The organism is Microbacterium sp. AC215, assembly GCF_979258645.1.
Genome location: NZ_OZ409869.1, coordinates 3,519,271 through 3,545,972 on the forward strand (window position 1 = coordinate 3,519,271; position 26,702 = coordinate 3,545,972).

Annotated in this window: 28 protein-coding genes, 1 tRNA gene and 1 riboswitch; of the genes, 11 read left to right on the forward strand and 18 right to left on the reverse strand. The window is 67.5% G+C overall.

Translation table 11 applies throughout. From position 1 onward, the window contains the following. Positions 1 to 12 precede the first annotated feature (12 nt). The gene (locus tag ACZZZF_RS17180) at positions 13 to 591 is read left to right on the forward strand and encodes a LytR C-terminal domain-containing protein (protein ID WP_230100374.1); all 579 of its coding nucleotides are present in this window, start codon (positions 13 to 15) and stop codon (positions 589 to 591) included. A gap of 122 nt (positions 592 to 713) precedes the next feature. Continuing rightward, on the forward strand, positions 714 to 2,333 hold the full coding sequence (gene groL / locus ACZZZF_RS17185) for a chaperonin GroEL (RefSeq protein WP_053097253.1): 1,620 nt from the start codon (positions 714 to 716) through the stop codon (positions 2,331 to 2,333). A gap of 75 nt (positions 2,334 to 2,408) precedes the next feature. Here the strand turns inward: groL and ACZZZF_RS17190 are convergent, their stop codons facing one another. From ACZZZF_RS17190 to ACZZZF_RS17215, 6 genes are all read right to left on the reverse strand, one after another. After that, positions 2,409 to 2,696, reverse strand: coding sequence for a WXG100 family type VII secretion target (locus tag ACZZZF_RS17190; RefSeq protein ID WP_056279906.1), 288 nt, complete (start codon positions 2,694 to 2,696; stop codon positions 2,409 to 2,411). Between the two features lie 125 nt (positions 2,697 to 2,821). After that, positions 2,822 to 4,519, reverse strand: a complete 1,698-nt coding sequence (locus ACZZZF_RS17195) for a sensor histidine kinase (RefSeq protein ID WP_463499709.1) — start codon at positions 4,517 to 4,519, stop codon at positions 2,822 to 2,824. 56 nt (positions 4,520 to 4,575) lie between these two features. Continuing rightward, positions 4,576 to 5,262 carry a response regulator transcription factor gene (locus ACZZZF_RS17200; protein ID WP_053097249.1) on the reverse strand — a complete coding sequence of 229 codons (687 nt, stop codon included), beginning with the start codon at positions 5,260 to 5,262 and terminating at the stop codon, positions 4,576 to 4,578. Positions 5,263 to 5,363: 101 nt separating this feature from the next. Beyond that, on the reverse strand, positions 5,364 to 7,004 hold the full coding sequence (locus ACZZZF_RS17205) for a DNA repair helicase XPB (RefSeq protein WP_056279908.1): 1,641 nt from the start codon (positions 7,002 to 7,004) through the stop codon (positions 5,364 to 5,366). Between the two features lie 11 nt (positions 7,005 to 7,015). Further along, on the reverse strand, positions 7,016 to 8,725 hold the full coding sequence (locus ACZZZF_RS17210) for a helicase-associated domain-containing protein (protein ID WP_463499712.1): 1,710 nt from the start codon (positions 8,723 to 8,725) through the stop codon (positions 7,016 to 7,018). Positions 8,726 to 8,735: 10 nt separating this feature from the next. Next, complete coding sequence (locus ACZZZF_RS17215) at positions 8,736 to 9,011, reverse strand: hypothetical protein (protein ID WP_053097244.1); 276 nt, start codon at positions 9,009 to 9,011, stop codon at positions 8,736 to 8,738. Positions 9,012 to 9,150: 139 nt separating this feature from the next. Between ACZZZF_RS17215 and ACZZZF_RS17220 the strand changes: the two genes are divergently transcribed. Both ACZZZF_RS17220 and ACZZZF_RS17225 read left to right on the forward strand, forming a co-directional pair. Beyond that, positions 9,151 to 9,531 (forward strand): cold-shock protein, encoded by a 381-nt coding sequence (locus ACZZZF_RS17220; protein WP_053097241.1) that lies wholly within the window; start codon positions 9,151 to 9,153, stop codon positions 9,529 to 9,531. Then, positions 9,515 to 10,234 (forward strand): DUF3027 domain-containing protein, encoded by a 720-nt coding sequence (locus tag ACZZZF_RS17225; protein WP_463499714.1) that lies wholly within the window; start codon positions 9,515 to 9,517, stop codon positions 10,232 to 10,234. The genes ACZZZF_RS17220 and ACZZZF_RS17225 overlap by 17 nt, the downstream gene beginning before the upstream one ends. Before the next feature lie 68 nt (positions 10,235 to 10,302). Here ACZZZF_RS17225 and serC read toward each other — a convergent pair whose 3' ends face one another. Then, on the reverse strand, positions 10,303 to 11,415 hold the full coding sequence (gene serC, locus ACZZZF_RS17230; RefSeq protein ID WP_463499717.1) for a phosphoserine transaminase: 1,113 nt from the start codon (positions 11,413 to 11,415) through the stop codon (positions 10,303 to 10,305). Positions 11,416 to 11,514: 99 nt separating this feature from the next. On the opposite strand from serC, the gene ACZZZF_RS17235 reads away from it, so the two are divergent. The 4 genes from ACZZZF_RS17235 to ACZZZF_RS17250 all read left to right on the forward strand — a co-directional run bounded on the left by ACZZZF_RS17235 (position 11,515) and on the right by ACZZZF_RS17250 (position 14,241). Beyond that, complete coding sequence (locus ACZZZF_RS17235; protein ID WP_053097237.1) at positions 11,515 to 12,216, forward strand: metal-dependent transcriptional regulator; 702 nt, start codon at positions 11,515 to 11,517, stop codon at positions 12,214 to 12,216. A 265-nt stretch (positions 12,217 to 12,481) separates the two neighbouring features. Beyond that, positions 12,482 to 13,300 (forward strand): M23 family metallopeptidase, encoded by an 819-nt coding sequence (locus ACZZZF_RS17240; RefSeq protein ID WP_082297861.1) that lies wholly within the window; start codon positions 12,482 to 12,484, stop codon positions 13,298 to 13,300. Positions 13,301 to 13,628: 328 nt separating this feature from the next. Further along, entirely contained in the window at positions 13,629 to 14,126 is a 498-nt protein-coding gene (locus ACZZZF_RS17245; RefSeq protein WP_053099198.1) for an HNH endonuclease, read from the forward strand. Positions 14,127 to 14,167: 41 nt separating this feature from the next. Next, positions 14,168 to 14,241, forward strand: a tRNA-Arg gene (locus tag ACZZZF_RS17250). A 4-nt stretch (positions 14,242 to 14,245) separates the two neighbouring features. Here the strand turns inward: ACZZZF_RS17250 and ACZZZF_RS17255 are convergent. From ACZZZF_RS17255 to idi, 8 genes are read right to left on the reverse strand one after another with little or no spacing between them, the layout of a single operon-like run. Then, positions 14,246 to 16,432: an MMPL family transporter gene (locus ACZZZF_RS17255; protein ID WP_463499719.1), complete on the reverse strand. Its 2,187-nt coding sequence runs from the start codon at positions 16,430 to 16,432 to the stop codon at positions 14,246 to 14,248. A 37-nt stretch (positions 16,433 to 16,469) separates the two neighbouring features. Continuing rightward, positions 16,470 to 17,357, reverse strand: a complete 888-nt coding sequence (locus tag ACZZZF_RS17260) for a prenyltransferase (RefSeq protein ID WP_056279918.1) — start codon at positions 17,355 to 17,357, stop codon at positions 16,470 to 16,472. After that, complete coding sequence (locus tag ACZZZF_RS17265) at positions 17,354 to 17,698, reverse strand: lycopene cyclase domain-containing protein (RefSeq protein ID WP_463499721.1); 345 nt, start codon at positions 17,696 to 17,698, stop codon at positions 17,354 to 17,356. The genes ACZZZF_RS17260 and ACZZZF_RS17265 overlap by 4 nt, the downstream gene beginning before the upstream one ends. Beyond that, a complete protein-coding gene (locus ACZZZF_RS17270) occupies positions 17,695 to 18,036 on the reverse strand; it encodes a lycopene cyclase domain-containing protein (RefSeq protein ID WP_295104009.1) in 342 nt (113 codons plus the stop codon). Before ACZZZF_RS17270 ends, ACZZZF_RS17265 begins: the two co-directional genes overlap by 4 nt. Further along, positions 18,036 to 19,637, reverse strand: coding sequence for a phytoene desaturase family protein (crtI, locus tag ACZZZF_RS17275; RefSeq protein WP_463499722.1), 1,602 nt, complete (start codon positions 19,635 to 19,637; stop codon positions 18,036 to 18,038). Before crtI ends, ACZZZF_RS17270 begins: the two co-directional genes overlap by 1 nt. Next, positions 19,634 to 20,539, reverse strand: coding sequence for a phytoene/squalene synthase family protein (locus tag ACZZZF_RS17280; RefSeq protein WP_463499724.1), 906 nt, complete (start codon positions 20,537 to 20,539; stop codon positions 19,634 to 19,636). Before ACZZZF_RS17280 ends, crtI begins: the two co-directional genes overlap by 4 nt. After that, complete coding sequence (locus ACZZZF_RS17285) at positions 20,536 to 21,627, reverse strand: polyprenyl synthetase family protein (protein WP_157557435.1); 1,092 nt, start codon at positions 21,625 to 21,627, stop codon at positions 20,536 to 20,538. The genes ACZZZF_RS17280 and ACZZZF_RS17285 overlap by 4 nt, the downstream gene beginning before the upstream one ends. 2 nt (positions 21,628 to 21,629) lie before the next feature. Beyond that, positions 21,630 to 22,151, reverse strand: a complete 522-nt coding sequence (gene idi / locus ACZZZF_RS17290; RefSeq protein WP_056279923.1) for an isopentenyl-diphosphate Delta-isomerase — start codon at positions 22,149 to 22,151, stop codon at positions 21,630 to 21,632. Positions 22,152 to 22,227: 76 nt separating this feature from the next. On the opposite strand from idi, the gene ACZZZF_RS17295 reads away from it, so the two are divergent. Beyond that, positions 22,228 to 22,872, forward strand: coding sequence for a MarR family winged helix-turn-helix transcriptional regulator (locus ACZZZF_RS17295; protein ID WP_082297860.1), 645 nt, complete (start codon positions 22,228 to 22,230; stop codon positions 22,870 to 22,872). Position 22,873: 1 nt separating this feature from the next. Here ACZZZF_RS17295 and ACZZZF_RS17300 read toward each other — a convergent pair whose 3' ends face one another. The 3 genes from ACZZZF_RS17300 to ACZZZF_RS17310 all read right to left on the reverse strand — a co-directional run bounded on the left by ACZZZF_RS17300 (position 22,874) and on the right by ACZZZF_RS17310 (position 24,582). Next, positions 22,874 to 23,218 (reverse strand): histone-like nucleoid-structuring protein Lsr2, encoded by a 345-nt coding sequence (locus tag ACZZZF_RS17300; protein WP_053097221.1) that lies wholly within the window; start codon positions 23,216 to 23,218, stop codon positions 22,874 to 22,876. Between the two features lie 37 nt (positions 23,219 to 23,255). Next, a complete protein-coding gene (locus tag ACZZZF_RS17305; RefSeq protein WP_053097219.1) occupies positions 23,256 to 23,582 on the reverse strand; it encodes a DMT family transporter in 327 nt (108 codons plus the stop codon). Between the two features lie 10 nt (positions 23,583 to 23,592). Beyond that, a riboswitch (guanidine-III (ykkC-III) riboswitch) is annotated at positions 23,593 to 23,660 on the reverse strand. 64 nt (positions 23,661 to 23,724) lie between these two features. Continuing rightward, positions 23,725 to 24,582, reverse strand: coding sequence for a LuxR C-terminal-related transcriptional regulator (locus ACZZZF_RS17310; RefSeq protein WP_053097217.1), 858 nt, complete (start codon positions 24,580 to 24,582; stop codon positions 23,725 to 23,727). Positions 24,583 to 24,692: 110 nt separating this feature from the next. Here ACZZZF_RS17310 and ACZZZF_RS17315 point away from each other — a divergent pair, with 110 nt between their 5' ends. Together ACZZZF_RS17315 and ACZZZF_RS17320 are read left to right on the forward strand one after the other, a co-directional pair. Next, complete coding sequence (locus ACZZZF_RS17315) at positions 24,693 to 25,040, forward strand: DUF485 domain-containing protein (RefSeq protein ID WP_053097216.1); 348 nt, start codon at positions 24,693 to 24,695, stop codon at positions 25,038 to 25,040. Beyond that, positions 25,037 to 26,674 carry a solute symporter family protein gene (locus ACZZZF_RS17320; protein ID WP_056279927.1) on the forward strand — a complete coding sequence of 546 codons (1,638 nt, stop codon included), beginning with the start codon at positions 25,037 to 25,039 and terminating at the stop codon, positions 26,672 to 26,674. The genes ACZZZF_RS17315 and ACZZZF_RS17320 overlap by 4 nt, the downstream gene beginning before the upstream one ends. Positions 26,675 to 26,702: the final 28 nt, after the last annotated feature.

Consider the following 26,702-nt stretch of genomic DNA (forward strand, 5'->3'; position numbering starts at 1 on the left):
TAGCATCGAGGGGTGTCAAAGCCCAGCCGAGATCGATTCGACGACGTCCCCCGATCATCCGGACGCGTCGGAGCGCATCGCGCCGAAGCCCCGGGGATGAACGGCTGGGTCGTGCTCCTCTGGTCTTTCGTGGCCGCTCTGGTTCTCATCATCGGCGGCATCTTCGGCTCGCTGGTGGTGATGGGGCGCATCAGCCTCTTCCCGGAGGCCGTCCCCACGGCCAGTCCTGCACCCGTCGAGACCGGAGTCGTCGACGTCACCTACTCGGTGATGATCCTCAACGCATCCCCGGACGAGGGGCTCGACGAGCAGATGCGCGACGTCCTGATCAACAACGGCTGGGCAGCGGACGTCGTGTTCGCGACCGACAGCGCGAGCCAGGACTTCTCGACGACGACGGTCTACTACGTCGCCGACGAGGACGAGCTCGCGGCCATCGGCCTCGCGAACCTCATCGGCGGAGCGCAGGTGGAGCAGAGCGATTTCTACACCGATCTGAACGACACCGGCGCGAAGCAACTCACGGTGGTCATCGGACTCGATCGCGCGACCACCGCTCCCGAGACTCCCGCAGACACCCCTGCCCCGTAGAGCGCCGCGCGGTCCCTCCCCGCAGCTTGCACTCGATGGGGTCGAGTGCCAGAATGGCGTTAGCACTCTCTCACTCTGAGTGCTAAACCCAACGTCTACGTCCAGGAGGGACGACAAAACTCATGGCAAAGATCATCGCTTTCGATGAGGAGGCCCGCCGCGGCCTCGAGCGCGGCCTCAACATTCTCGCCGACGCCGTCAAGGTGACGCTCGGCCCGCGCGGTCGCAACGTCGTGCTGGAGAAGAAGTGGGGCGCCCCCACGATCACGAACGACGGCGTCTCCATCGCCAAGGAGATCGAGCTCGACGACCCGTACGAGAAGATCGGTGCGGAGCTCGTCAAGGAGGTCGCCAAGAAGACCGACGACGTCGCCGGTGACGGAACCACCACCGCCACGGTGCTCGCCCAGGCTCTGGTCCGCGAGGGTCTGCGCAACGTCGCAGCCGGCGCAGACCCGATCTCGCTGAAGCGCGGCATCGAGAAGGCCGTCGCGGCCATCACCGAGGAGCTCCTCGCCAGCGCGAAGGAGATCGACTCCAAGGAGCAGATCGCTGCGACCGCTTCGATCTCGGCTGCTGACCCCGCCATCGGCGAGCTCATCGCCGAGGCGATCGACAAGGTCGGCAAGGAGGGCGTCGTCACCGTCGAGGAGTCGCAGACCTTCGGCACCGAGCTCGAGCTCACCGAGGGCATGCGCTTCGACAAGGGCTACCTGAACCCGTACTTCGTGACGGACCCGGAGCGCCAGGAGGCTGTCTTCGAAGACGCCTACATCCTCATCGCGAACCAGAAGATCTCGAACATCAAGGACCTTCTGCCCATCGTCGACAAGGTGATCCAGGACGGCAAGGAGCTCGTCATCATCGCTGAGGACGTCGAGGGCGAGGCTCTCGCGACTCTCGTGCTCAACAAGCTCAAGGGCATCTTCAAGTCGGTCGCCGTCAAGGCACCCGGCTTCGGCGACCGCCGCAAGGCGCAGCTGCAGGACATCGCGATCCTCACCGGTGGTCAGGTCATCACCGAAGAGGTCGGCCTGAAGCTCGAGAACGCCACGCTCGACCTGCTGGGTCGCGCTCGCAAGGTCATCGTCACCAAGGACGAGACCACGATCGTCGAGGGTGCCGGAGAGGCAGACCAGATCGAGGGTCGCGTCACGCAGATCCGTCGCGAGATCGAGAACACCGACAGCGACTACGACCGCGAGAAGCTGCAGGAGCGCCTCGCCAAGCTTGCAGGTGGCGTCGCCGTCATCAAGGCGGGCGCGGCAACCGAGGTCGAGCTCAAGGAGCGCAAGCACCGCATCGAGGACGCCGTCCGCAACGCGAAGGCAGCCGTCGAGGAGGGCATCGTCCCCGGTGGTGGCGTCGCGCTGATCCAGTCCGGCACCAAGGCTCTCGACGCTCTCTCGCTCTCGGGCGACGAGGCGACCGGTGCGAACATCGTTCGCGTCGCGATCGAGGCTCCGCTGAAGCAGATCGCCCTCAACGCCGGCCTCGAGCCGGGTGTGGTCGCGAACAAGGTCTCCGAGCTTCCCTCGGGTCAGGGCCTCAACGCGGCTACCGGTGAGTACGTCGACATGTTCGCAGCGGGCATCATCGACCCGGCGAAGGTGACCCGCTCGGCGCTGCAGAACGCAGCATCGATCGCGGCTCTCTTCCTCACCACCGAGGTCGTCGTGGCTGACAAGCCCGAGAAGGCTCCGGCCCCGATGGGTGACCCGTCTGGTGGCATGGACTTCTGATCCATCACTGCTGAACAGAAACGCCCCGACCTCGGTCGGGGCGTTTCTGCGTTCGCGGGCGGTCGAGCCCGTGAGTCAGCGGAACAGGCTCGCTGAGTACTGATCGGCATCCGCGTACTGCGTCGCCGCACTGCCCAGCGAGTGCCCGATGGACTCGAGCACCTGCTCGACGTGCAGCTGGGCTCCTCGCCACTCTTCAGCGCATGACTGGAACGCGGCTGAGGCGGTGCCGACCCACGATGCCTGCAGCTGCGTCAGCTGGGACATGAGCGTCGCAGACTCGGTCTGCAGACGCTCCATCGTGGCCAGTGCGGCTCCTTGGGCGGCACCTACTGCTTCGGTGTCGACGGTGATGACGGACATGGGAACTCCTCTCGTTCGGTTCTCCGACGGTAGGGGAGGGGCGACTGCCGGATGCCGATGCGGCGCGATCGCCCGCAGCCGCTGTGGAGAACCTGCGCGGAGGATTCTCCGTGCAGCAGGAGCCGTCAGATGTCGAGCGGCTCGATCGGCTGGGTGTCCTCGAGAAGATGCGCAGGTGTCGCGCGTGAAGGTGCGAGGGGGAGGGTGACGGTGAACGTCGCTCCGCCGCCGGGCGTCTCCGACACCGCGACGCTTCCGTGCAGCGCCTTCACGATGGACGAGACGATCGCGAGACCCAGGCCAGACCCTCCCGTCTCGCGAGCGCGCGAGGTGTCGGCGCGCCAGAAGCGCTCGAAGATCTGCTCGCGGATCTGCGGCGGGATCCCCTCACCGTGATCGACGATCGCGATGCTCCCCGTGCCTCGCACACGATCTGCGTCGACCACGATCTCGATCGGACTCTCCTCCGCCGAGAAGCGTCGCGCATTGCCCAGCAGGTTCGTGACGACCTGGCGGACCTTGTTCTCCTCGCCGAGCACGATCGGCGGCGTGCGCACGGGGATGTCCGCCGCTTCGGTGAAGTCGATCGCCGGCACGGCCGCACCGGAGTTCCGGGGGCGACGGCGCAGGCGCGCGAGCGTTCCGCGTGAGAGCCCACGGGGTGCTGGCGTCTCCGGAGCGGAGGGAGCGACGGGTGTAGAGCGCGTGGTGACATCGATCAGCGGAGCCTCGACGGTGCGATCGACCACGGTCACGGTGCGCGCCGGAGCCGCAGCGCGCAGGTCGAGAGCGGCGTCCCGCGCGATCGGTCGAAGATCGAGGGCTTCGATCTCGGGCTCCCGCTCCTCGTCGAGGCGCGCAAGAGCGAGGAGGTCCTCGACCAGGACGCCCATGCGGATCGCCTCCTTCTCGATCCGCTCCATCGCGCGTGCGGTGTCTTCCTCGCCCTTGATCGCGCCCATGCGGTAGAGCTCGGCGTATCCACGCACGCTCACCAGGGGAGTGCGCAGCTCGTGGCTGGCATCTCCGATGAAGCGCCGCATGTGCTGCACGGTGCGATCTCGCTGCGCGAGTGACGCGTCGACGCGGTCGAGCATCGTGTTGATCGCGCTGTTCAGGCGGCCGACCTCGGTCGTGGGCTCGAGATCGGTGAGACGCTGGGTGAAATCGCCGGCGGCGATCGACATGGCGGTCGACTCGACCTGCCCGAGTCGACGGAATGTCAGGGTCACCAGACCGCGGGTCAGCAGAGCGGCCAGGAAGATCGTGACGAACGCGACCGTGATGTAGATGCCGAAGTACTGGCTGATGATGCGATCCGCGTACTCGAGAGGCATCGCGACGATCTGGATACGCAGCGATCCGTCGCCCTCTCCGGGCACCCGCGCGACAGCGGCGCGGAAGCTCGACCCTTCGGTCCCCTCCATCGTGAACGGCGTGTCCTCGTTCGCCTGCACGTCGAGAGGCGAATAGGTCGCGGGGAAGAGGGGCTGTCCGTTGGCGGAGTTCCCGGTGGTCGTCTGCAGCACGCCCTCGGCGTCGTAGATCGCGACGAAGAAGTCTCGCGGCGAGTCGGTGGGGGTGTAGACGGTCTCGCCGTCCTCGACCGTCACCTCGAAGTAGCGGCTCGCGAGATCCGCCGACACCAGGGCCGGAAGCTGCGCATCGATGTTGCTGATGAGGGAGTTGCGCAGGATCGGCACGGTGCCGATGCCCGCAGCGAGAAGACCCAGCGCGAGCACCGCGACCGTGACGCCCGTCACCTTGGCGCGCAGGCTGATCGACCGCCACCACCGGGTGATCGCGTCAGGCTTGTGCGCCATGCGGACCTCCCTGGAGACGGATGCTGTGCGGCGTCAGCGTGCGGCGGTGTGCCGGACTACTTGCCGACCTTGAGCATGTATCCGAAGCCGCGCTTCGTCTGGATCACCGACTCCTCGGTGTGCGGGTCGATCTTGCGGCGGAGGTACGAGATGTAGCTCTCGACGATGCCGGCATCGCCGTTGAAGTCGTACTCCCACACGTGGTCGAGGATCTGGGCCTTCGACAGCACGCGATTCGGGTTCAGCATCAGATAGCGCAGCAGCTTGAACTCGGTCGGGCTCAGCTCGATCGACTCCTTGCCCACCTGCACGTCGTGGGTGTCCTGATCCATCGACAGCTCGCCGGCCCGGATGATCGACTCCTCGTCGGCCTGCATCGTGCGGCGAAGGATGGCCTGAGCGCGGGCGACGATCTCGTCGAGGCTGAACGGCTTGGTGACGTAGTCGTCGCCGCCGGCGTTGAGCCCCTCGATCTTGTCGTCCGTGCCGTCCTTCGCCGTGAGGAACAGGATCGGCGCAGTGAACCCGGCGCCGCGAAGACGCTTGGTCACGCTGAAGCCGTTCATGTCCGGAAGCATCACGTCGAGGATGATGAGGTCCGGCTCCTCCTCGAGCACCGCCGAGATCGTGGCGGCGCCGTTGGCGACGGTCTTCACCTGGAACCCGGCGAAGCTGAGACCCGTCGAGAGCAGGTCGCGGATGTTGGGTTCGTCGTCGACGACCAGGATGCGCGCATCAGTCATGTCCCCATTATGGTGACTTCGGCCATGCGGATGCTGACTATCCTTCGGAGCGGCGCTTTCGCCCTCCGCGTAGCGGCGCTGTTCCGAGGGAGTGAAGACGGTCAGGCCGCGATCGCGTCGGCATCCATGATCGTGTAGCTGTATCCCTGTTCGGCGAGGAACCGCTGGCGATTCTGGGCGTAGTCCTGGTCGATCGTGTCGCGTGCGACGAGCGTGTAGAAGCTCGCCGTGCGGCCCGACTGCTTGGGACGCAGGAGCCTGCCGAGGCGCTGAGCCTCCTCCTGGCGGGAACCGAACGAACCAGACACCTGAATGGCGACGGACGCCTCGGGGAGGTCGATCGAGAAGTTCGCGACCTTCGACACCACGAGCAGCGAGATCTCGCCCTCGCGGAACGCGCGGTAGAGCTCCTCACGCTCGTCGATGGGCGTCGCGCCGGTGATCTGCGGCGCGTTCAACGACTGCGACAGGGAGTCCAGCTGGTCGAGGTACTGACCGATCACGAGGATCCGCTCGTCCTTGTGCTTCGCGATGAGCTCGCGCACGGCGTCGATCTTCGCCGGGGCGGAGGCGGCGAGGCGGTAGCGCTCGTCGTCGGTCGCGGCGGCGTATTCGAGCCGGTCGTCCGGCGGGAGGTCGACCCGAACTTCGTAGCAGACGGCGGGGGAGATGAAACCCTGCGCCTCGATCTGCTTCCACGGGGCGTCGAACCGCTTGGGCCCGATCAGGCTGAACACGTCTCCCTCGCGTCCGTCCTCGCGGACCAGCGTGGCGGTGAGGCCGATCCGGCGACGCGCCTGGAGGTCGGCGGTCAGCTTGAACACCGGTGCGGGGAGCAGATGGACCTCGTCGTAGACGATGAGGCCCCAGTCGAGAGCATCCAGCAGGGCGAGGTGGGCGTACTCGCCCTTCCTCTTGGCCGTGAGGATCTGGTAGGTCGCGATCGTCACCGGCTTGACCTCTTTGGCCTGCCCCGAGTACTCGCCGATCTCCTCGGGCGTGAGGCTCGTGCGCTTGAGCAGTTCGTCGCGCCACTGCCGAGCCGAGACCGTGTTGGTGACGAGGATGAGGGTCGTGGTCTTCGTCGCGGCCATCGCGCCGGCGCCGACGATCGTCTTGCCGGCGCCGCAGGGGAGGACGACGACGCCCGAGCCGTCCTTCGAGAAGGCGTCGACGGCATCCTGCTGGTAGGGGCGGATCGCCCATCCGTCCTCTGCCAGTTCGATCTCGTGCGGGGTGCCGGGGGTGTAACCGGCGAGGTCTTCTGCAGGCCAGCCGATCTTCAGGAGCTCCTGCTTGATCTGACCGCGCGCCCAGGCATCGACGACGAACGTGTCGGGAGCCGGGTGGCCGATCAGCAGCGGCTGGATGCGCTTGTTGTTCGCCACCTGTGCGAGCACGGCGGGGTCGGTCGAACGCAGGATCAGGGTGCCCTCGTCGTCGCGTTCGATGACGAGGCGCCCATAGCGGTTCACGGTCTCGCGCAGGTCGACGGCCACCGACGGGGGCACGGGGAACCGGGACCAGCGGTCCAGCGTGTCGAGCATGTCCTCGGCGGTGTGCCCGGCGGCGCGGGCGTTCCACAGGCCGAGCCGCGTGATCCGGTAGGTGTGGATGTGCTCCGGCGCGCGTTCGAGCTCCGCGAAGATCGCCAGCTCGTGGCGGGCGCTCTCGGCATCGGCGTGGGCGACTTCGAGCAGCACGGTGCGATCGCTCTGGACGATCAGGGGGCCATCAGACATAGCTGTCCAGTTTACTGTGCGATCACGGTGGCGGCGCGGATGCTCGACACCGGAAGCGTGCGCTCGACGTCGGCTGCCCGGTCGCGCCCGCGCAGCCGGCCTCCGCCCAGCCCGGTCGCCTCGAGGATCAGCTCCCTGGTCGATCCGTCCGGCATGCCCACGCTGACCCGCAGCACGGCCTTCGCGCGCACGGCGGCCTCGAGCTCGCGGTCGAGCCAGGCCGCGTCGGCGTCGGGACCCTGGTGCGAGCGCAGCGCGGCGATGAGGCCCGAGTAGTCCGGCGCCGGGTCGGGCGTCGCCTCGGAGACCGGGTTCCGTTCGCCGGCCACCGCGTGTCCGTCTTCGTCGACGAGCGTCGCCGGGTAGCGGGCATCCGTGAGCGCCCAGTACACGGTGTCGCGCCCGACGCGGGTCGTGAGCGAGGCGACGTGCTTCGTGAGGGCGAGCGGCCGCAGCCCCTGGTCGACGGACATGGCCTCGATCAGATGCTGGTCGCTGCTCTCGATGCGCGTTCGCCCGGTCTCGGCGTCTGTCGACACCCGCACCAGGCCGTGCCGTTGGGCGGTCTGGGTGACGAGATACCGGAGCGGCTGGGGGATGCCGGTGAGCGAGAGCGACTCGAGGAACTCGAGGATCGACTGCTCCGTCTCGCCGGCGACGAGTGCGTGGGCGATCGATTCGGGAGTGAACCGATAGGTGGAGGCCTGAGCGGCGGACTCGCGCGCGGCGATCGTGCGCAGCCGCACGTCCAGACCGGGGGCCAGCGGGCCGGGGGAGATCGCGCTCAGATCGTTCTGGAGGAAGATGCGATCGACCTCGCTCGGGAGGAGTGCCGTGAGGGGAGTGGCATCGACGCTCGCGCCGCGCCGGATCGCCGCCGCCCATGCGGGCTCACGGCCCTCATCGGCGATGAGCCCGAGCAGGCGGGCGCGCTCCAGCAGAGCCGTGCTCTGCTCTGCCCAGGCAGGGTCCCAGGGGTGAGCGTCGGCCCAGTCGCTCGGGGGTATCCACCCGCCCTCCGTGGTGCGCAGACCGCGGGGGAGAGCGTCGCGGAAGCCTTCGACCAGGGTGCTCCACCGATCGGCCACGGACGATCGCAGCCAGTCCTCGGTCTGTGGCGTCGTGCGCAGTCTGCGGGCGTCCGGTGCGACGAGGCGCGAGTCGACGGCGATGGCGATCAGCGCGTCGATCGATTCGGCCACGACGCCCGACTCGCCGAGCTGTCGCTTCTCGCCGGCGCTGACGTTGCCGCCGGCCAGCAGGGTGAAGGGCTTCTCGCGGGCGAGCAGGAGCAGATCGGCCAGGGCCGAGACGGTGGTGAAGGCGCGCTCGGCAGCGTGGGCCGTCTCGGTGTCGGTCGTGGGTTCCGGCACGGTGTCGCTGGGTGCACTCGGCTCCGCACGATCTGCGACGGCGGTGACCACCGGCGGGAAGGGCGCCCCGTCCGGGCGCAGCAGCGCGAGGCTTTCGAGGGTCTCGCGCTGCGCGGAGTGTTCCGACGCGGGACTCGCTGCGAACGCGAGAAGGGCTGCGGCCTCGTCGCGCGTCAGGGTGGGGAGGACCCGAGCGAGCGACGCGGGATCGAGAAGCGCTTCGGCGGCGTCGAAGAAGTCTTGCCAGTTGACGTCCGGGCGCACTCGCCGTGCCGTGAAGAGGGTGCTGAGCTGCTCGTCGCTCGCCGCGGACAGCCATTCGGCCAGCGGTCGGGCGTGCGTGCTCATGCCGGATACCTCAGGGCCGCGATGCCGCGCGCCCCTTGCGGATGAAGCTCATGGCGAGGAGCACGATGATCATGACGAAGGCGGCGGGGAGCCCCCAGTAGGGGATCGCGGCGATGAACGGCCATGCGCCTGAACCGAAGTCCTCCTGCTGCATGCCGACCGCTGTGCCGATGATGATCGCGAAGAAGCAGATGATGGACGCCGCAGCGAGTCCGAGTGCCGTGAACGCCAGAATGCGATCGATGCGGCGAACGGGAACCTCAGGTTCGGGACTCTTGGTGCTCATCCGTCTCAGCCTAGTCGTTGCGGGGTGGCACGGTTCCGCATCGTGACCTACGGATTCCGTGCCCGGCGACCGGTAGGCTGGGGGTGGCCGCACACGTGCGTCCCATCCAGCTCCACACCGACTCAGCGAGGTTTCTTCCATGCCCACCGGCAAGGTCAGGTTCTACGACGAAGACAAGGGTTTCGGCTTCATCGCCGCCGATGACGGCCAGGACGTCTTCCTGCACGCCTCCGCTCTGCCGGCCGGCGCCGCTGTGAAGGCGGGTGCACGCGTCGAGTTCGGTGTCGCCGACGGCAAGCGCGGCCTGCAGGCGCTGTCCGTCCGGGTGCTCGAAGCGCCGCCGAGCCTCGCGAAGGCGAAGCGCAAGCCCGCGGACGACATGGCGATCATCGTCGAGGATCTCGTGAAGCTCCTCGACGGAATGGGCGGCGACCTGCGTCGCGGCCGCTACCCCTCGTCTGCACAAGGCCGCAAGATCGCGGCAGTTCTGCGCAAGGTAGCCGATGACCTCGAAGCCTGAGGCGGACCAGCGTCTGATCGACGCTCACGATCTCGCGCTCGCCGCCCTGCACGAGATCACTCCGGCGTCGACCGTCGGACCCGCAGCCGACTATCTCCCCGAGGAGGACGGCTCGGTCTCGCTGCGCTTCGAGAACCGGCTCCCCGGATACCCCGGCTGGTTCTGGACCGTCACGGTCGCTCGCGTCGATGACGAGGAGCCGACGGTGCTCGAACTCGAGCTGCTGCCGGGCGACGGCGCCCTGCTCGCACCCGAATGGGTGCCGTGGGCTGAACGCCTCGCCGAGTACCGCGCCCACCAGGTGGAGCTCGCGGAGCAGGCGGCCGCGGCCGCCGCGGACGACGAGGATGCCGCATCGGTCGAGGACGACGACTCCGATGACGATCTCGACGGCGATGACCTCGACGACGATGACGACGATGAACTCGACGACGACGACGACGACGACGATGACGACATTGATGAGGACGAACTGGCCGCGGAGCCGCGAGAGCTGCACGCCGGTGACCTCGACGGAGTCGACATCGACGAGCTCGACGACTCCGCCGCCGCGGACGACGAGGATGACGATGACGAGGACGAGTCGGATGACGACGAGGACGACGTCTCCGACGAGGATGACGACTCCGACGACGAGGATGACGACTCCGACGACGAGGATGACGACTCCGACGACGACGAGGACTCCGACGACGAGGAATGATCGTCCACGGGACGAATGAGAAAGGGGCCGCGTTCGCACGCGGCCCCTTTCGTCTTCGTCGGTGGGTGTCAGGCGCCCTGCTGCCCGAGGACGTAGTCGAGAGAGCGGGCGAGCTGTCGGATGTCGTCCGGTTCGATCGAGACGAAGGTCGCGACGCGCAGCTGGTTGCGACCGAGCTTGCGGTACGGCTCGGTGTCGACGATGCCGTTGGCGCGCAGGGTCTTGGCGACCGCCGCCGCATCGATGCTGTCGTCGAAGTCGATGGTCACGACGACCGGTGACCGGTGCGCCGCGTCCGTGACGAACGGGGTCGCCACCGTGGACGCCGCCGCCCAGTCGTAGAGGATGCCGGACGACTCCGCCGTGCGGGCGCCGGCCCAGGCGAGGCCGCCGTTCGACAGGATCCAGCTGAGCTGGCTGTCGAGCAGGTGCAGCGTCGTCAGTGCGGGAGTGTTCAGCGTCTGGTTGAGTCGGGAGTTGTCGACGGCGTTCTTCAAGCTGAGGAACTCCGGGATGTACCGACCCGAAGCGGCGATGCGCTCGATGCGGTCGACGGCGGCGGGCGACACCGCGGCGAACCACAGGCCCCCGTCGGAGCCGAGGTTCTTCTGCGGCGCGAAGTAGTAGACGTCCGCCTGAGAGGCGTCGAAGTCGATGCCACCGGCCGCGCTGGTCGCGTCGATGACGGTCAGAGCGCCGTCGGCGACCACGCGCTCGATCGGTGCCGAGACGCCGGTCGACGTCTCGTTGTGCGGCCAGGCGTAGACGTCGATGCCGTCGACGACCTCTGCAGCGGTGCGCGAGCCCGGCTCGGACTTGCGCACATCCGGCGCCTCGAGCCACGGTGCGGCAGCGGCTGCGGCGAACTTGCCGCCGAACTCGCCGAACACCAGATTCTGGCTGCGGCGCTCGATCAGGCCGAAGGCGGCGGCGTCCCAGAACGCCGTCGAGCCGCCGTTGCCGACGATGATCTCGTATCCCTCGGGAAGGCGGAAGAGTGCTGCGAGCTGCTCGCGGACGCTGCCCACCAGGTTCTTGACGGGTGCCTGTCGGTGCGAGGTGCCGAGCAACGTCGGACCTGCGGCGAGCAGCGCATCGAGCTGCTCGGTGCGCACCTTCGAGGGACCGCAGCCGAAGCGGCCGTCAGCGGGCAGGAGGTCACGGGGAATCTCGATCGCCATGCGTTGATTCTACGGCGTGGGCCCCCGGTGCCTTCACCGCATGACGCCCTGATGTCCGCGCGGGAATGTAGGCTTGCCTAAGAAGACCCGGAGGGCCACATGACGGACTTGATCGACACCACGGAGATGTACCTCCGCACCATCCTCGAACTCGAGGAGGAGAACATCGTGCCGCTGCGTGCGCGTATCTCCGAGCGGCTCGGCCACTCGGGTCCGACGGTCTCGCAGACGGTCGGGCGCATGGAGCGCGACGGCCTCGTCGTCGTCTCCGAAGACCGCACCCTCGAACTCACCGACGCCGGTCGTCGCAAGGCGGTCAACGTCATGCGCAAGCACCGCCTCGCCGAGCGCCTCCTCTCCGACGTGATCGGCCTCGACTGGGCGTTCGTCCACGAAGAGGCGTGCCGCTGGGAGCACGTGATGAGCGAGCAGGTCGAGCGTCGTCTCGTCGAGCTGCTCGGCCACCCCACGGAGTCCCCGTACGGCAACCCGATCCCGGGCCTCGACCAGCTCGGCGACGCGCCTGCGCGCACGTTCGACGAGGGCGTCATCGGGCTCGTGCAGAAGCTGAACGCCGCTGGCGCTCCGATCGATGGCACCGTCCGCCGTCTCGCCGAGCCCGCTCAGGTCGACCCGGAGCTGCTCGAGCAGCTGCGAGACGCAGGCGTGGTTCCCGGTGCGAAGGGCGACTATCGCTTCAACGAGGGCTACGTGCTCATCCAGATGGAGGGCAAGGAAGACGGTCTGGAGCTCCCCGTCGAACTCGCCTCGCACATCTTCCTGGTCGGCGAGCCCGCCTGAACTTCGAGGCCGAAGGGCCCGACATCCGCGTGATTCCGCCTCTCCGAGGATTGCCAGGTTCGCAGGGTGACAGGATCGTTATCTTCCGGTAACCTCGGACGAGTCGTCGAAGAAGCCCGCTGACGACACCCGAGAGGATTCGCCTTCCAGGCTCGTCGACCTCCCGGTCAGACCGCACAACGTACCCGAGCTACATACGTGCCACGAGAGCAGAGTGCCGACGAGCCAGCGCTTCCCGAGCGTGCAGGCGCAGGAGGACTAAGTTTTGGCCAAAGACATCGAATCGCCCGAGAAGACAACTGAAGATCGAGCAGTCGCCCGCAGCTCTCGCAGCCGCGTCGACGCTCGCAAGGTCGTTAAGCCCTTGCGTTCGATCGCCATCTTCGGGGCCGTCGGTGCTCTCGTCGCTGCTGTCGCTCTTCCCGCCTACGCCGCATCGAAGCCGGCAGAGACCGCGGCGACCGTCCAGCAGCTCGCTGCTGTCGACGCCCAGTCTCTGGTCGTCGCGTCCGACGCGACCGCCGCTCCGCTGAGTCGCGGTACCTTCAGCGCCACGACTCCGGACGAGATCGAGAAGAAGAAGGCCGAAGAGGCCGCAAAGGCCCGCGCGGCCGCTGCTGCAGCCTCCGTCGCCTCTGCGTCGAACACCAGCTTCGACATCGGTCGCTACGCGCTGGTGTCGCCCGGTTCCGGCGAGGTCCGGTACCCGCTTCCTCAGGGTTCCTACAACGTCAGCCGCACCGTCGGCGGCGCTCACCAGGGCGCCGACATGCTCGCCCCGGCCGGCACCCCGATCTACGCTGCGGCTGCGGGCGTCGTCCGTGCCTCTGCCGAGAGCATCGGCGGATACGGCGTCGCCGTCATGCTCGACAGCGTCGTGGGCGGTCAGCGCGTGCAGACGACCTATGGTCACATGATCTACGGTTCGCGTCAGGTCCAGGCGGGGCAGACCGTCGCCGCCGGACAGCTCATCGGCTTCGTCGGCAGCACCGGACGCTCGACGGCCAACCACCTGCACTTCGAGGTCTGGGTCAACGGCGGCCTCATGGAGCCGATCGCCTGGCTCGGCGCCAACGCGGGCTGATCGCTCGCACCTTCATCTTTCCCTCGCGGACACGCCTTCGTGCGTTCACCCGCAGTTTGACCCTCCTGTGCTGCTGATGGGTTAGCCTGAACCCGTTGTCGCATAGTCGGGAGAAGCTGATGGAGCGAATACCGAACATCCGAACCATGGATGCCCTCGGTCGTCACGTCCTTCTGCATCGTCCGCAGGGACGCCACGGTCTTGCCGTGCGCATGAGGCGCTGTCTGTAGACAGCGCCTTTTTCATCCCCGCGAACGCTTCCGTCCTGTGCGGCTTCGTGTGAGTCGAGAGTGCCGGGAAGCCGTCCCGGCGGATCGAGAGGATGACGATGCGCACACTTGTACTGAACGCAGGATACGAACCGCTCGCGATCGTGTCGTTCAAGAGAGCCCTGGTCCTGGTCATGAACGACAAGGCGACGGTCATCGAACGTGTCGAGGACGACCCCGTCTGGGGCAGTCACGGCGTCTACGACCGTCCTGCCGTCATCGTCCTCTCGCGGTATGTGCGCATTCCGATCAGCAGACGGGTCCCGGTCACACGGCGGGGCGTCCTCCGCCGTGACAACCACCGCTGCGGCTACTGCGGCAAGGCCGCCTCGACCATCGACCACGTGATGCCGCGTTCGCGGGGAGGGGCTGATTCGTGGGAGAACCTCGTCGCGTGCTGCCTGCGCTGCAACAACACCAAGAGCGACCGCACGCCGCAGGAGATGCGCTGGGAACTGAGGTTCGCGCCTCGTCCTCCGCACGGGACGGCGTGGACGGTCCGCGGCACGGAGCGGAGCGACCCGCGATGGGAGCCGTACCTGGCCCTCGCCGCGTGAACGGAAGGCGGGGGCGGGGCTTCCTCTAGAATGGAATCCTCGCCCCCGTAGCTCAGCAGGATAGAGCAGCCCTCTCCTAAAGGGCAGGTCGCTGGTTCGAATCCAGTCGAGGGCACATCTCAGTCACGGCCGTTGCGCCACAGCTTCGACGGCCACCAGATCACTCGACCCAGGTCGTAGGCGAGTGCCGGCACGAGCAGCGAGCGCACCACGAAGGTGTCGAGCAGCACCCCGAACGCGACGATGAACGCGAGCTGCGCGAGGAACAGGATCGGGATCACCGACAGGGCGGCGAAGGTCGCTGCGAGCACGAGACCCGCAGACGTGATCACGCCGCCGGTGATCGAGAGTCCGCGAAGCACGCCTTCGCGTGTGCCGTGCTCGAGCGACTCCTCGCGCACCCTCGTCATCAGGAAGATGTTGTAGTCGATGCCGAGTGCCACGAGGAACACGAATCCGTAGAGCGGAACCGCAGGATCGGCACCGGGGAAGTCGAACACTCCGTTGAAGACCAGTGCCGAGACGCCCATCGCCGTGCCGAACGACAGCACCGTGGTGATGATGAGCAGCACCGGCGCGAGGATCGACCGCAGCAGCAGCATCAGGATCAGCATGATCACGAGCAGGACGACCGGGATGATCAGGTTGCGGTCATGGATCGAGGCGTCGTTCGTGTCGATCGCGGTCGCCGTCACTCCGCCGACCAGAGCATCGAGCTCGTCCAGCTGGGTGCGCAGGTCCCGCACCGTCGCGGCAGCCGCGTCAGAGTCGGCCGCGTCGGTCAGAGTGCCCTGAAGAAGAACGTCTCCGTCGACGACGGTGGGCTCGGGCACCGGGGTCCCGGGAGGGCCGACGGCGACCAGGCCGTCTTCCGTGACCGGCGCCGAACCGCTCGGCGAGTCAGCGGCCGTGACAGAGACCCCGTCGATTCCATCGTCGGCCAGCAGCACGTCGGCGGCATCCTGCAGCTCGTCCTCCGCGACGACCACGTACACGGGACTGCCGGAGCCGCCGGGGAAGTGCTCGCCCAGAGCCACCTGACCGTCGCGCGCCTCGGACGCGCCGAGCACGAGATCGGACTGGGGCACGCCGACGGCGTTCAGCTGCAGGACGCCCGAAGCACCGGCGAGCAGCACCAGGGTCGTCACGATCCAGATGACGCGCGGGCGGCGGGTGATGAGGTTCGCGAGCCGTGTCCACAGGCCCGTCTTGCGCATGCCGTGCTCGTCGGCGACGACCTCGGGCTCGAACTTCGGGCGACGGGGCCAGAACACCGCGCGGCCGAACAGCAGCAGGAGAGCCGGCAGAAGTGTGAGTGCGGCGAGCATCGCGAACACGATGCCGATGGCGGCCACCGGACCGAGGGTGCTGTTCGACTTGAGGTCGCTGAGCAACAGGCAGAGCAGTCCGGCGATGACGGTTCCGCCGGAGGCCACGATCGGCTCGAAGGAGCCTTTCCAGGCCGCCAGCACGGCGGCCCCCTTGTCTCGGGTGACGCGCAGCTCTTCGCGGAACCGCGCTACGAAGAGCAGCGCGTAGTCGGTGGCCGCTCCGATGACCAGGATGAAGAGGATGCCCTGGGTCTGGCCGCTGAGCAGCAGCACCTCGAACTTCGCCAGCCACCAGACCACGAGGAGCGCGACACAGAGTGCGAAGAGGCTCGTCGAGAGCACGACGATCGGCAGCAGGAACGAGCGGTAGACCAGCACGAGGATGACGAGCACCGCGAGCAGGGCCACGCCCAGGAGGAGGCCGTCGATGCCGGCGAACCCGGCGACGAGGTCGGCGCTGAATCCTGCAGGACCCGTGATGTAGACGGTGACGCCGTCAGGCGCGGCATCCCGCAGCTGAGTGCCGAGTGCGTCGATCGCGTCGGCGAGTTCCGCGTCGCCCTCGATCGGGATGAACGCCTGGACGGCCTTGCCGTCGTCCGACGTCAGAGCGGGAGAGACGTCTTCGCTCACGCCCTCGACGGAGGGCGCGTCGGCCACCGCATCCGAGATGGTCTGGAGGTCTGACTCCGACAGCTCGTCATCGGCGACGAACACCGCGATCGCCGGAATGGCATCGCTGTCGTTGAACTCGCCGAGGAGCTTCTGCACCTGCGTCGCATCGGCCGACTCAGGCAGGTAGCTCGTCTGATCGTTCGATGAGACCTCGTCGACCTTGCCGAACAGCGGGCCGCCGAGCCCTGCGCCCACCAGCCAGATGAGGATGAGGGCGACGGGGATGAAGACGCGCGCCCAGGAGTGCCGACGCGTGCGCTCTCGGGTCGGCGGGGTGGGCGCGTGCTCAGGGGTGGACATCAGATTCCTCTCGGAAGGTGCAGGGGATCGGGGTGCGTCAGGAGACCCAGGCGAGGATGAGGATCATCGTCGCGAGGAACCCGGCGAAGTAGTTGAGGAAGATGAAGCGCCGCCACGCGCGGTTGGTTCCCGCCGATGTGTCGTCGGTGACGTTCCACCAGGGTGCGGCGTTGACGATGTACGGCAGCGCGAGTGCGGCGCCCAAGGGTGCCGGCCAGGACGTGAACAGCATGGCGATGCCGGCGAGTGCCCACAGCGCGATCGACAGCCGTACGGTCGCCCGTGCTCCGATCACGGTCGCGATCGAGCCGATTCCCCCTTCGCGGTCGGGCGCGATGTCCTGCACCGCTCCGAAGGCGTGCGCGGCCATGCCCCACAGGAAGAACGCGAGCAGCACGATGACCGCTGTCGAGGTGACGGCGCCCTCGGCAAGGGTCAGCCCCACGATCGCCGGAGTGACGAAGTGCAGGCTCGAGGTCGTCGAATCCAGGAACGGCCGCTCTTTGAACCGGAGCCCGGGTGCGGAGTAGGCGATCACCGCGAACACGCTGATCGCGAGCCAGAGCCAGGATGCGGGATTCCCGACCGCCACGAGGTAGACCAGGAACGGGACGTTCGTCACGACCGCCGCCCACAGGGTCGCGCGGTGTATGCGGGGGGCGAGAAGCGCGCCCTCGATCCCGCCCTTGCGCGGGTTGGCGAGGTCGGACGCGTAATCGAACACGTCGTTGATGCCGTACATGGCCAGGTTGTACGGCACGAGGAAGTAGAGGGTGCCGATGATCAGCGTCAGGTCGATCTCGCGCGTGCTGAGGAGGTAGGCGGCCGCGAAGGGGAATGCCGTGTTGATCCAGCTGATGGGGCGGGAGGAGAGGACGATCTGCCGGGCGTCGCGACCGGTGGATCCGCGGGTCGAGGAGCTCACGAGGGATCCTCCTCGGCGCCTCGGAGGCCGGCGCGCGCGCGTCGACGTGCGCGCAGCGCTGCCCACAGGGTCGGCAGCAGCACGGCCCCTGCGAGCGGATAGGCGAAGTCCTCGAGCGGTGCGAGACCTATGTGCACCCCGAGGAGGTGATCGGGGGAGTAGTGGAACAGTCCGGTGGCGATCATGACGGTGTCGAAGACGGCGGTGAGGAGGAAGAGCACGACGACGGTCGCGGCGATCGCGCCGAGATGGGCTCTGTTCCGACCAGCGACCACGGAGAGAACGACGGCCGCCACGACGGCGACGCCGACGAACCATGCGGAGAGCTCGATGTAGGTCACGATGCGACCTCCACCGGGCGTCGGCGCAGTCGGGTGAGGATCCGCACAGCCCCGGTGTAGACGACCATGGTGCAGACGACGAGGAAGAGCAGGAAGACAGGCTCTTCGATGGGGAGCTCGGGGGCGAGGACGATCCCCGTCGCGACGGCGGCCTCGCCCCGGAAGAAGATCCCTCCGACGATGCCGGCGACGTCCCATGCGAGGAAGAAGGCGAATCCGATCGCCGTGACGATCGCCGCGGTCACCGCGTCGCTCCAGAAGAAGAGCCGGAACCGCCGGTCGAGCAGCAGCATGCAGCCGAGCGTGATGAGCAGGAGCGCGAGATACAGGAAGCCCATCAGGATTCCCCGCGGGTGGACCCTGCCGGGGTCGCGACATCGAGAGGGCCGCTGGAATGGTCGCCGCGGATGCGCTTGAGAACGATCTCCGCGCTGATGAGGCACATCGGCACCCCCACGCCCGGCGCGGTCGTGGCACCCGCGTAGTACAGGCCCGACACCTGGCGCGACTCGTTCTGAGCACGGAACATCGCGCTCTGGGACAGGATGTGCGCCGGCCCCAGCATCCCGCCGCGCCACGAGTTGTAGTCCTCGAGGAAGTCCGCGGGGCCCTTGGTCTCGCGCACCACGATGCGCTCACGCAGGTCGTGGATGCCGGCCCAGCTCGCGATCTGGTCGATCGCCGCATCTGCGGCCTGCTCGATCGCCGCGGAGCCGGCACCGTCGGAGCCGCCCGCTCCCAACGCCGTGTCGGCGGGGATCGGCACGAGCACGAAGAGGTTCTCGTGGCCCTCGGGGGCCACGGTGCGGTCGGTCGCGCTCGGGCGGCAGACATAGATCGATGCGGGTGAGGGGATCTCGGGGTCGTCGCCGAAGATCGCGTCGAAGTTCGCATCCCAGTCCTCCGTGAAGAACAGGGAATGATGCGGCAGCTCGGGCACGGAACCACGGATGCCGAGCATCACCAGCACGGCGCCGGGACCGCTCGTGCGCTGCTGCCACCAGGAATCGAGGTAGGTGCGCAGGTGCGGCGGCAGCAGCGCCGTCTCGGTGTGGTGGAGATCGGCGCCGGACACCACGATGTCCGCCTCGGCCCGGTGCGCGATTCCGTCGGCGTCGCGCCACTCGATGCCCGTGACGGTCGGAGCACCCGACCGGACGCCGGTGCTGATCGCCGTGACATCGGCATCCAGCACGATCTCGGCTCCGGCCGCCTCCGCGAGCTCCGCGATGCGCTCGACGACGCGCCAGAATCCGCCCTGGGGGTAGCTGACGCCCTCATCGAGGTCGAGAGCGCTCATGAGGTGGTACATCGCCGGTGCGGTGCGGGGGTCGGTGCCGAGGAACACGGCGGGGTACCCGAGCAGCTGCCGGATGACCGGGTCACGGAAACGCCGCGCGGCGAATGACTGCAGGCGCGTGCCCAGCAGGCTGAAGAGACGGGGGAGTGCGCGCAGCACCTCCGGTGTCATCAGCGTGCGCAGCCTCGTGAACGGGTTGTAGAGGAAATAGCGCTCGGCCATCACACGGGCGTCGTGCGCCGAGTCGAGGTAGGCATCCAGGGCCTGTGCGGCGCCTGGCTCGCGTGACTCGAAGAGGCGCGCGACCGCGTCACGACCGGTGGGAACCGTGACGGACGGCGCCGTGCGCCCGTCCGCGAGCGGCGCCCGGAATACGCGATACCCGGGATCGAGGAGGGTCAGATCGAGCTGCTCCTGGGTCGAGGTGCCCATCATCTCGAAGAAGTGATCGAACACCTCGGGCATGAGGTACCACGAGGGCCCGGAGTCGAAGCGGAAGCCGTCGCGCTCGATGGTGCCTGCACGACCACCGACACGGCCGTTCTTCTCATAGACGGTCACATCGTGGCCGTCACGGGCGAGCAGCCCGGCGACGGCGAGACCGGCGACGCCTGCGCCGATGACCGCTACCCGGCTCATCGGCTCCGCTCCATCGCGGTCACGAGCACCGAGCGCGCGGCCAGCATCGCCTTCACCGGATCGGGTACGCGCACCCGCTGCTCGTAGAGACTCGAGGCCGGAGTCTTCGCGACCCGGCGCGTGAGAGCGGCGAACAGCGCGAGTGCGCTGCGGACCGCGGCGCGAGAGTCCTTGGGCAGCAGCGGGATCGAGCGCGCCGCATCATCGAGCTGCGCCGTGATCGTTCGCACCCACTCGTCCCGATCGCCGTCGGTGAGGCGACCGCCGTCGCCGAGGTAACCGCGCTGCAGGCGATCCGTGTCATCCGCGAGGTCGCGCAGGAAGTTCACGTTCTGAAATGCCGCACCGAGCTGCCGTGCTCCGTGCGTCAGGGTCTCGAGCTCGCTGTCGGTGCGCCGCTCGTCCCGCAGGAAGACGCGCAGGCACATCAAGCCGACCACCTCGGCAGAGCCGTAGACGTAGCGCTCATGAGCCGCCGCGTCGTAGGACGTGAAGTGCGACTCCGCGGCGATGTCGGCGGCCATCGAGTCGAAGAACGGCTGCGTGAGATCTTCGCCGATCCCGCACTCCCTCGCCGTTCGCGCGAAGGCGTGCAGGACGAGGTCCGTGCTGTACCCCACGCGCATCGCCCGGTGCGTCTCCGAGACGTACGACGCGAGCGCTCCGCTCTGCGCCGACTCGTCGAGCCCCGCCTGGGCGGCGACTCCGTCGACGATCTCGTCTGCGATGCGCACCATCGCGTAGATGTTGCGCACGTGCTGACGGTGTCTCTCGCCGAGCAGGCGCGTCGCGAGTCCGAAGGATGTCGAATATGTGCGGATGACCTCGGTGGATGCGGTGTCGGCGGCGCGGTTGAACCGCCCCAGACTCGCACCCGATGCGTCGTGAGGGTTCGGGGTCATGCGTGACGCCCTTCGAGGCGGGAGGTGGAGACGAGGATCGACCGTGCGGCATCCGAGCTGATCTCGCCGGCGAGCTCTGCCTCGGACAGCAGGGCGTAGACCGCGTCGAGTTGATCGCCGATGAGGCCGATCACGAATCGCTCCGCTCCGCACTCGCGCAGCAGATCGCGCATCGAGGTGGCGTCCTGCAGGCTGAGGTCCGCCGAACCGAACCGCGGTTCGATGTCGTGCCAGGCGCTCGTCGACCGCGCGAAGGCGATGATGGCCGTCTCCTTGCCCTCTCTCAGGTCGGAGAAGGGGTCCTTGCCGTGCGTCCGGTGGTCGCCGAAGATGCAGAGCAGGTCGTCCTGAAGCTGGTAGGCGAGACCCAGGTGGCGGCCGACGGCCTGCAGCGTCTCCTCGGCTGAGGTGGAGGAGTCGGCGAGGAGCGCCGCGGCGCGCAGCGGGAGCGAGAACGAATAGGTGGCCGTCTTGTAGACGCTCATCGACAGGACGGTGTCGACGTCGGAGGCGATGATCCCGTGGCTCAATGCGACGTCGGTGTGCTCGCCGGCCACCGTCTCGAGGATCGTCTGCTCGACCAGGTCGAGGAGGCGTCCTCGTGTGTGAGCCGGCACATCCGCCCGGGCGAAGCCCATGATCGCGGCCGAGAGCATCAGATCGCCCATCAGGATCGCGCTGGACCTGGCCCAGTGCAGCGCGTCCTGCTCGGAGGCGACCGGTGTGCCGGCGGCGAGCTGCCCGATCAGGTTGGGTCGCTTGCGGCGGGTCAGGTCTCCGTCGATGACGTCGTCGTGAAGGAGGAAGGCATAGTGAAGGAGCTCGATATGGGTCGCTATGTCGACGGCCCCGATCATCGCGTCCTCGCCTGCGGTCGGGACGAGCGCGCGGTGGATGTCGAGCAGCAGCCGCGGGCGCACGAGCTTGCCGCCGAGAGCGTGGTCGGCGGTCGCGCGCCAGAGGGCGGCGAACTCGGCTCCGTACACCTCGGCGTTCTCGCAGTGAATGGCGAAGCGCTGTCGGAGCACCTCTTCGACACGGGTGCTCATGTCCTCTCGCGGCGCGGTCTGCGTCACGGTCGCGGTCATGATCACACCACCCCGAGGTCGCGCAGCCGGGGCAGCTGCTCCACGAGCCAGGGACTGTACGCGAAGGGGGCGCCGATGACGGCGTCGGCGAACTCGGCCGGATCGACCCAGGCCCACTCGGCGACCTCGTCGGGATCGGGGGAGAGGGGGCCGTCTGCGATGGCGACGTGCACGGGGCAGATCTCGTTCTCGACGATCCCGCTCGCGTCGACCGCGCGATAGCGGTAGTCAGGCAGCACCAGGGAGATGTCGGTGAGACGGAGTCCGAGCTCGTCCTGCGCGCGTCGATGCACTGCCTGTGTCATGTCCTCGCCCGGGCGGGGGTGACCGCAGAAGCTGTTGGTCCAGACGCCGGGCCAGGTGCGCTTCGTCAGCGCTCGCCGCGTGACGAGAAGACGCCCCTGCCGGTCGAAGACATGGCAGGAGAAGGCCAGGTGAAGAGGAGTATCGGTGGTGTGTACCGCGTCTTTCGCGAACACGCCTATCGCGACTCCGTCTGCAGAGAGGAGGGTGACCTCATCCAACGGGGAACCTCCTCGATTTTCGCTAGCTTAGCTAATAATCAACATAACACGAAACAATCGTGTGTAGCATGATGGCATGCACGACGGACCCGACGCCACCCCCCGCGGAAGCGGTGCGTCCGATGTGCTGTCTCGCAAGGACCCGATCTCTCCGGATGGCCTCGCGCACGCGGCGATCTACGACGTCGAGTCGGCGGATCCGCGGAGCACTCTGATCGATCGATCAGGTGTCGACCCCGAGGACCTGCGCCAGATCGCGCTCGTCATGGGCGCCCTCGGTGAGCTCCGCGACGCGGAGCAGAAGCTGTCACTCGCCTCACGGCGCTACATGCGCCTGAACGACACGGACATGCGCGCACTGCATTACCTGATCGTGTGCGCGAACCGCGGGGCCACGGCCACTCCCGGGGGCATCGCGACGCACCTCGGCATATCGACGGCGTCGACGACGAAGCTGCTCGACCGCCTCGAGAAGGGCGGACATATCCGGCGGGCGCCGCATCCGACCGACCGGCGCGCTCTCGCGATCACCATCACGCCGGAGACGCGGCAGGCGGCCATGGAGACGGTGGGTCGTCAGCAGGCCAAGCGCTTCTACTCGGCGGCGCGACTCACTCCGGACGAGCGTGACGTCGTCATCCGGTTCCTGTCCGACATGGCCCAGGAGATCACGCTCCGGGATGAGCCGTGGGCTCAACCCGGAGTCGCTACCTCAGACTGAGTCAGTGCGCGGCGTTGTACGCCTCGACGACCGGGGCGGGAATGCGGCCCCGCTCTGAGAGCGTGTAACCGTTGTCGTTCGCCCAGGCGCGGATCGCCGCGACCTCGGGATTGCGACCCGCGCGCTTCCGGGGTGCTGCTGACCGCGACGAGGCCGCCGAGCCGGCCCGTCGTCCAGCCGAGATATACGGTTCCAATGCCGCGCGCAGTTCTTCTGCGTGCGCGGAATTCAGATCGATCTCGTAAGAAGTGCCATTCAGCGAGAAATGGACCGTTTCGCCTTCGCCCACTTCCAGGATGCTTCCGTCGATGTCGTCAACCAGCTGGTGCACAATTCTTCTTGCCATGGGAATACAGTACTGCCGAATATCCGAGCCCGCAGTGCTATTCGTGACCAGGGTCGATCAATTTCAGGCCGACGATGCAGCCGACGAGGCCGAGGAGCAGCAGAATCCGCGGCCAGGAGATGTCGCTGTCGCCGGTGATCATCGCCCACACCACTGTCAGAGTCGCGCCGATGCCGACCCACACCGCATAGGCGGTGCCGGTGGCGATATCACGCATGGCGAATGCGAGCCCGAGCATCGAGAGGATCAGACCGCCCGCGAATATGATGCTCGGCCACAGCTTGGTGAATCCCTCGGATTTGCCGAGCGCAGTCGCCCATACAGCTTCGAGGACTCCGGAGACGATAAGCACGATCCACGACATGACGGTCCTTTCGGACCAGTCTTTTCGCTCACCGGGTACTGGTCTGCCTCGTCCGGGGCCGGGGTTCACCGACCAGTATCCACGATAGCCCTGAGCGCTGGGCAGGGCCTGTGCAGCGCTGTGCCGAGGAGCGCCGCGCGACTCAGGGGAGCAGTCCGGCCCGCCGCGCCTTGGCCACGGCGGCATGGCGGGTCGAGGCGTCGAGCTTGGACATCGCCGTGCCGAGATACGCCTTGACGGTGCCCTCGCGAAGGCCGAGCTGCCCGCCGATCTCCGCATTCGTCGCGCCGAGGGCGGCGCAGGCGAGCACATCGGTCTCGCGGCGGGAGAGATGAACCGTCGGGATCGGCCCGGTGCCGGTGGAGACCGCGTCGTCCGCGAGCATCACGAGGCGCTGCTCCACCTGTGCGATGCGCGCCCGAAGATCCGCATCATCGACGGATGCCGCGATGCTGCGAAGCTCGGCGAAGCTCTCCCGCAGCTCTTCGCGATGGCGCGGGGGGACGGATGCGGACGACGGCGTGACCGAGCGAAGGCGACGTTCCACCTCGTCGCGAACTCGGAGCTCCTCTGCGACGGACTGTGCGACCTGCATCGCCGGCGCCGTGGTCACGCCGCCGACGGGTGTCCGGTCCCAGGCCCCCGCGTACAGGACTCCTCGGGGACGGCCGCTCACGACGATCGGCAGGGCCAGCAGAGTCCTGAGGCCCTCGCCGAGCACGAACACGTCGTAGTCGTGCGTGATCTGCTGCGATGACCCGTAGTCGCTCGTCATGCGAGGGCGCAGCTCCATCATCGCCCGTCCGCCGAGACCGCGTTCGGGTCTGACGCGCAACCCGTCGAGGCTGTGCGTGCGGTTTCCGACGATGCTGGTGACGCTGACCACGCCCTCGTCGATCAGGCCGCCGAAGGCGACCGGGAACCGGGTGCGCTGCGCGAGCTCGCGCACTGCCCTGGCGACGAGCTCGGTCTCTGATTCCATCTCGGTCGATGTGCTCACGACTACCTACTTTCGGGGGTGACGGCGCTGTGTCCCCGTTTCGTAGCGTCGACCCTATCATTCGCCTGGCAATGCGGGGCGAGCCGCAGAACATGAGGCAAGGAGGCCCCATGACCGACCATCCGACGGCAGATTCGCCGGGAGCGATCGACTACATCGCTGTCGAGGAATCACCACGATTCCGCGAACTGAAGAAGACGCAGCGCTCATTCATCTTCCCGCTCGCGGCATTCTTCCTCATCTGGTATTTCGTCTACGTCCTGCTCGCCGCCTTCGCGACCGAATTCATGTCTCAAAGAGTGTGGGGAGATATCACCGTCGGGCTGCTCATGGGGTTGGGACAATTCGTCACCACCTTCGCGATCACGATGGGGTACGTCGCATTCGCGAACCGGAGACTCGATCCGATAGCGACCGAGATCCGCGAAGAGCTCGAGAAGGCGCAGGCTGACGCATGAACCGCATTCACGCCGCCGCGGGGGAGATCGCGGTGGAGAGCAATCCTGTTCTCAACATCTCGATCTTCGTCGCCTTCGTGGCGGTGACACTGTTCATCGTCATCCGTGCGAGCCGGAACAACAAGACGGCGGCGGACTACTACGCCGCGGGCCGCTCGTTCACGGGGCCGCAGAACGGTTTCGCGATCGCCGGCGACTATCTGTCTGCGGCATCCTTCCTCGGAATCTGCGGTGCGATCGCGATCAACGGCTACGACGGATTCCTGTATTCGATCGGATTCCTCGTCGCCTGGCTCGTCGCACTGCTTCTCGTCGCCGAGCTGATGCGCAACACCGGCAAGTTCACGATGGCCGACGTCCTGTCGTTCCGACTGAAGCAGCGGCCAGTGCGCATGGCGGCCGCGATCACCACGCTCGCAGTGTGCTTCTTCTACCTGCTCGCGCAGATGGCGGGAGCCGGCGGGCTGGTCTCCCTGCTGCTCGGAATCGACGGCCGACTCGGTCAGTCGATCGTGATCGCCGTCGTCGGCGTGCTGATGATCGTCTACGTTCTCATCGGCGGCATGAAGGGCACGACCTGGGTGCAGATCGTCAAGGCGTTCCTGCTCATCGGCGGTGCGATCGCGATGACGATCTGGGTGCTGGCGATCAACGGATTCAGCCTCAACACGCTGCTCGAGGCGGCTGTGGCGAATTCCGACAAGGGCGACGCGATCCTTGCGCCGGGACTGCAGTACGGAGCGAACCCCTGGGACTTCGTCTCTCTCGGCATGGCTCTCGTGCTCGGAACGGCGGGGCTCCCGCACGTGCTGATGCGCTTCTACACGGTCCCCACCGCCAAGGAGGCTCGTCGTTCGGTGGTGTGGGCGATCTGGCTGATCGGCGGCTTCTACCTGCTGACGCTGGTGCTCGGCTACGGAGCAGGCGCGCTCGTCGGCGCGGACGTGATCGCGGCGGCACCCGGCGGTCCGAACTCGGCGGCGCCGCTGCTCGCCCTGTATCTCGGCGGGCCGGTCCTCCTCGGGTTCATCTCGGCCGTCGCCTTCGCGACCATCCTCGCGGTGGTGGCCGGACTCACGATCACGGCAGCAGCCTCCTTCGCGCACGACATCTATGCGAACGTGATCCAGAAGGGGAAGAAGGACTCGGCCGGAAACCCCGTCGAGCCGGATCCCAACGGCGAGGTGCGCGTCGCACGCCGAACGGTGGTCGTGATCGGCATCCTCGCGATCGTCGGTGGCATCGGTGCGCAGGGGCAGAACATCGCCTTCCTGGTGGCGCTCGCGTTCGCGGTCGCCGCCTCGGCGAATCTGCCGACGATCCTCTACTCGCTGTTCTGGCGACGGTTCAACACCCGCGGTGCGGTCTGGAGCATGTACGGCGGCCTCGCCGCGGCGATCATCCTGATCATCCTGTCGCCGGTGTTCTCCGGGTCGCCGACCTCGATGATCCCCGGGATCGACATCGTGCTGTGGCCGATGAACAATCCGGGAATCGTGTCGATCCCGCTCGGCTTCTTCCTCGGCTGGCTCGGGACGGTCACGAGCCGGACCAAGGAGTCGCCGCTCCTGGCGGCCGAGATGGAAGTGCGCTCGCTCACCGGTTTCGGGGCCGAGAAGGCCGTCGACCACTGAGCGGCCGATGACGCGAACGGGGACCCCG

Coding starts and splice junctions, on each gene's coding strand:
- groL (WP_053097253.1), top strand. CDS start 714: ATGGCAAAGATCATCGCTTTCGATGAGGAGGCCCGCCGCGGCCTCGAG.
- ACZZZF_RS17190 (WP_056279906.1), bottom strand. CDS start 2,696: ATGTCCGTCATCACCGTCGACACCGAAGCAGTAGGTGCCGCCCAAGGA.
- ACZZZF_RS17195 (WP_463499709.1), bottom strand. CDS start 4,519: ATGGCGCACAAGCCTGACGCGATCACCCGGTGGTGGCGGTCGATCAGC.
- ACZZZF_RS17200 (WP_053097249.1), bottom strand. CDS start 5,262: ATGACTGATGCGCGCATCCTGGTCGTCGACGACGAACCCAACATCCGC.
- ACZZZF_RS17205 (WP_056279908.1), bottom strand. CDS start 7,004: ATGTCTGATGGCCCCCTGATCGTCCAGAGCGATCGCACCGTGCTGCTC.
- ACZZZF_RS17210 (WP_463499712.1), bottom strand. CDS start 8,725: ATGAGCACGCACGCCCGACCGCTGGCCGAATGGCTGTCCGCGGCGAGC.
- ACZZZF_RS17215 (WP_053097244.1), bottom strand. CDS start 9,011: ATGAGCACCAAGAGTCCCGAACCTGAGGTTCCCGTTCGCCGCATCGAT.
- ACZZZF_RS17220 (WP_053097241.1), top strand. CDS start 9,151: ATGCCCACCGGCAAGGTCAGGTTCTACGACGAAGACAAGGGTTTCGGC.
- ACZZZF_RS17225 (WP_463499714.1), top strand. CDS start 9,515: ATGACCTCGAAGCCTGAGGCGGACCAGCGTCTGATCGACGCTCACGAT.
- serC (WP_463499717.1), bottom strand. CDS start 11,415: ATGGCGATCGAGATTCCCCGTGACCTCCTGCCCGCTGACGGCCGCTTC.
- ACZZZF_RS17235 (WP_053097237.1), top strand. CDS start 11,515: ATGACGGACTTGATCGACACCACGGAGATGTACCTCCGCACCATCCTC.
- ACZZZF_RS17245 (WP_053099198.1), top strand. CDS start 13,629: ATGCGCACACTTGTACTGAACGCAGGATACGAACCGCTCGCGATCGTG.
- ACZZZF_RS17255 (WP_463499719.1), bottom strand. CDS start 16,432: ATGTCCACCCCTGAGCACGCGCCCACCCCGCCGACCCGAGAGCGCACG.
- ACZZZF_RS17270 (WP_295104009.1), bottom strand. CDS start 18,036: ATGGGCTTCCTGTATCTCGCGCTCCTGCTCATCACGCTCGGCTGCATG.
- crtI (WP_463499722.1), bottom strand. CDS start 19,637: ATGAGCCGGGTAGCGGTCATCGGCGCAGGCGTCGCCGGTCTCGCCGTC.
- ACZZZF_RS17280 (WP_463499724.1), bottom strand. CDS start 20,539: ATGACCCCGAACCCTCACGACGCATCGGGTGCGAGTCTGGGGCGGTTC.
- ACZZZF_RS17285 (WP_157557435.1), bottom strand. CDS start 21,627: ATGACCGCGACCGTGACGCAGACCGCGCCGCGAGAGGACATGAGCACC.
- ACZZZF_RS17295 (WP_082297860.1), top strand. CDS start 22,228: ATGCACGACGGACCCGACGCCACCCCCCGCGGAAGCGGTGCGTCCGAT.
- ACZZZF_RS17300 (WP_053097221.1), bottom strand. CDS start 23,218: ATGGCAAGAAGAATTGTGCACCAGCTGGTTGACGACATCGACGGAAGC.
- ACZZZF_RS17305 (WP_053097219.1), bottom strand. CDS start 23,582: ATGTCGTGGATCGTGCTTATCGTCTCCGGAGTCCTCGAAGCTGTATGG.
- ACZZZF_RS17315 (WP_053097216.1), top strand. CDS start 24,693: ATGACCGACCATCCGACGGCAGATTCGCCGGGAGCGATCGACTACATC.
- ACZZZF_RS17320 (WP_056279927.1), top strand. CDS start 25,037: ATGAACCGCATTCACGCCGCCGCGGGGGAGATCGCGGTGGAGAGCAAT.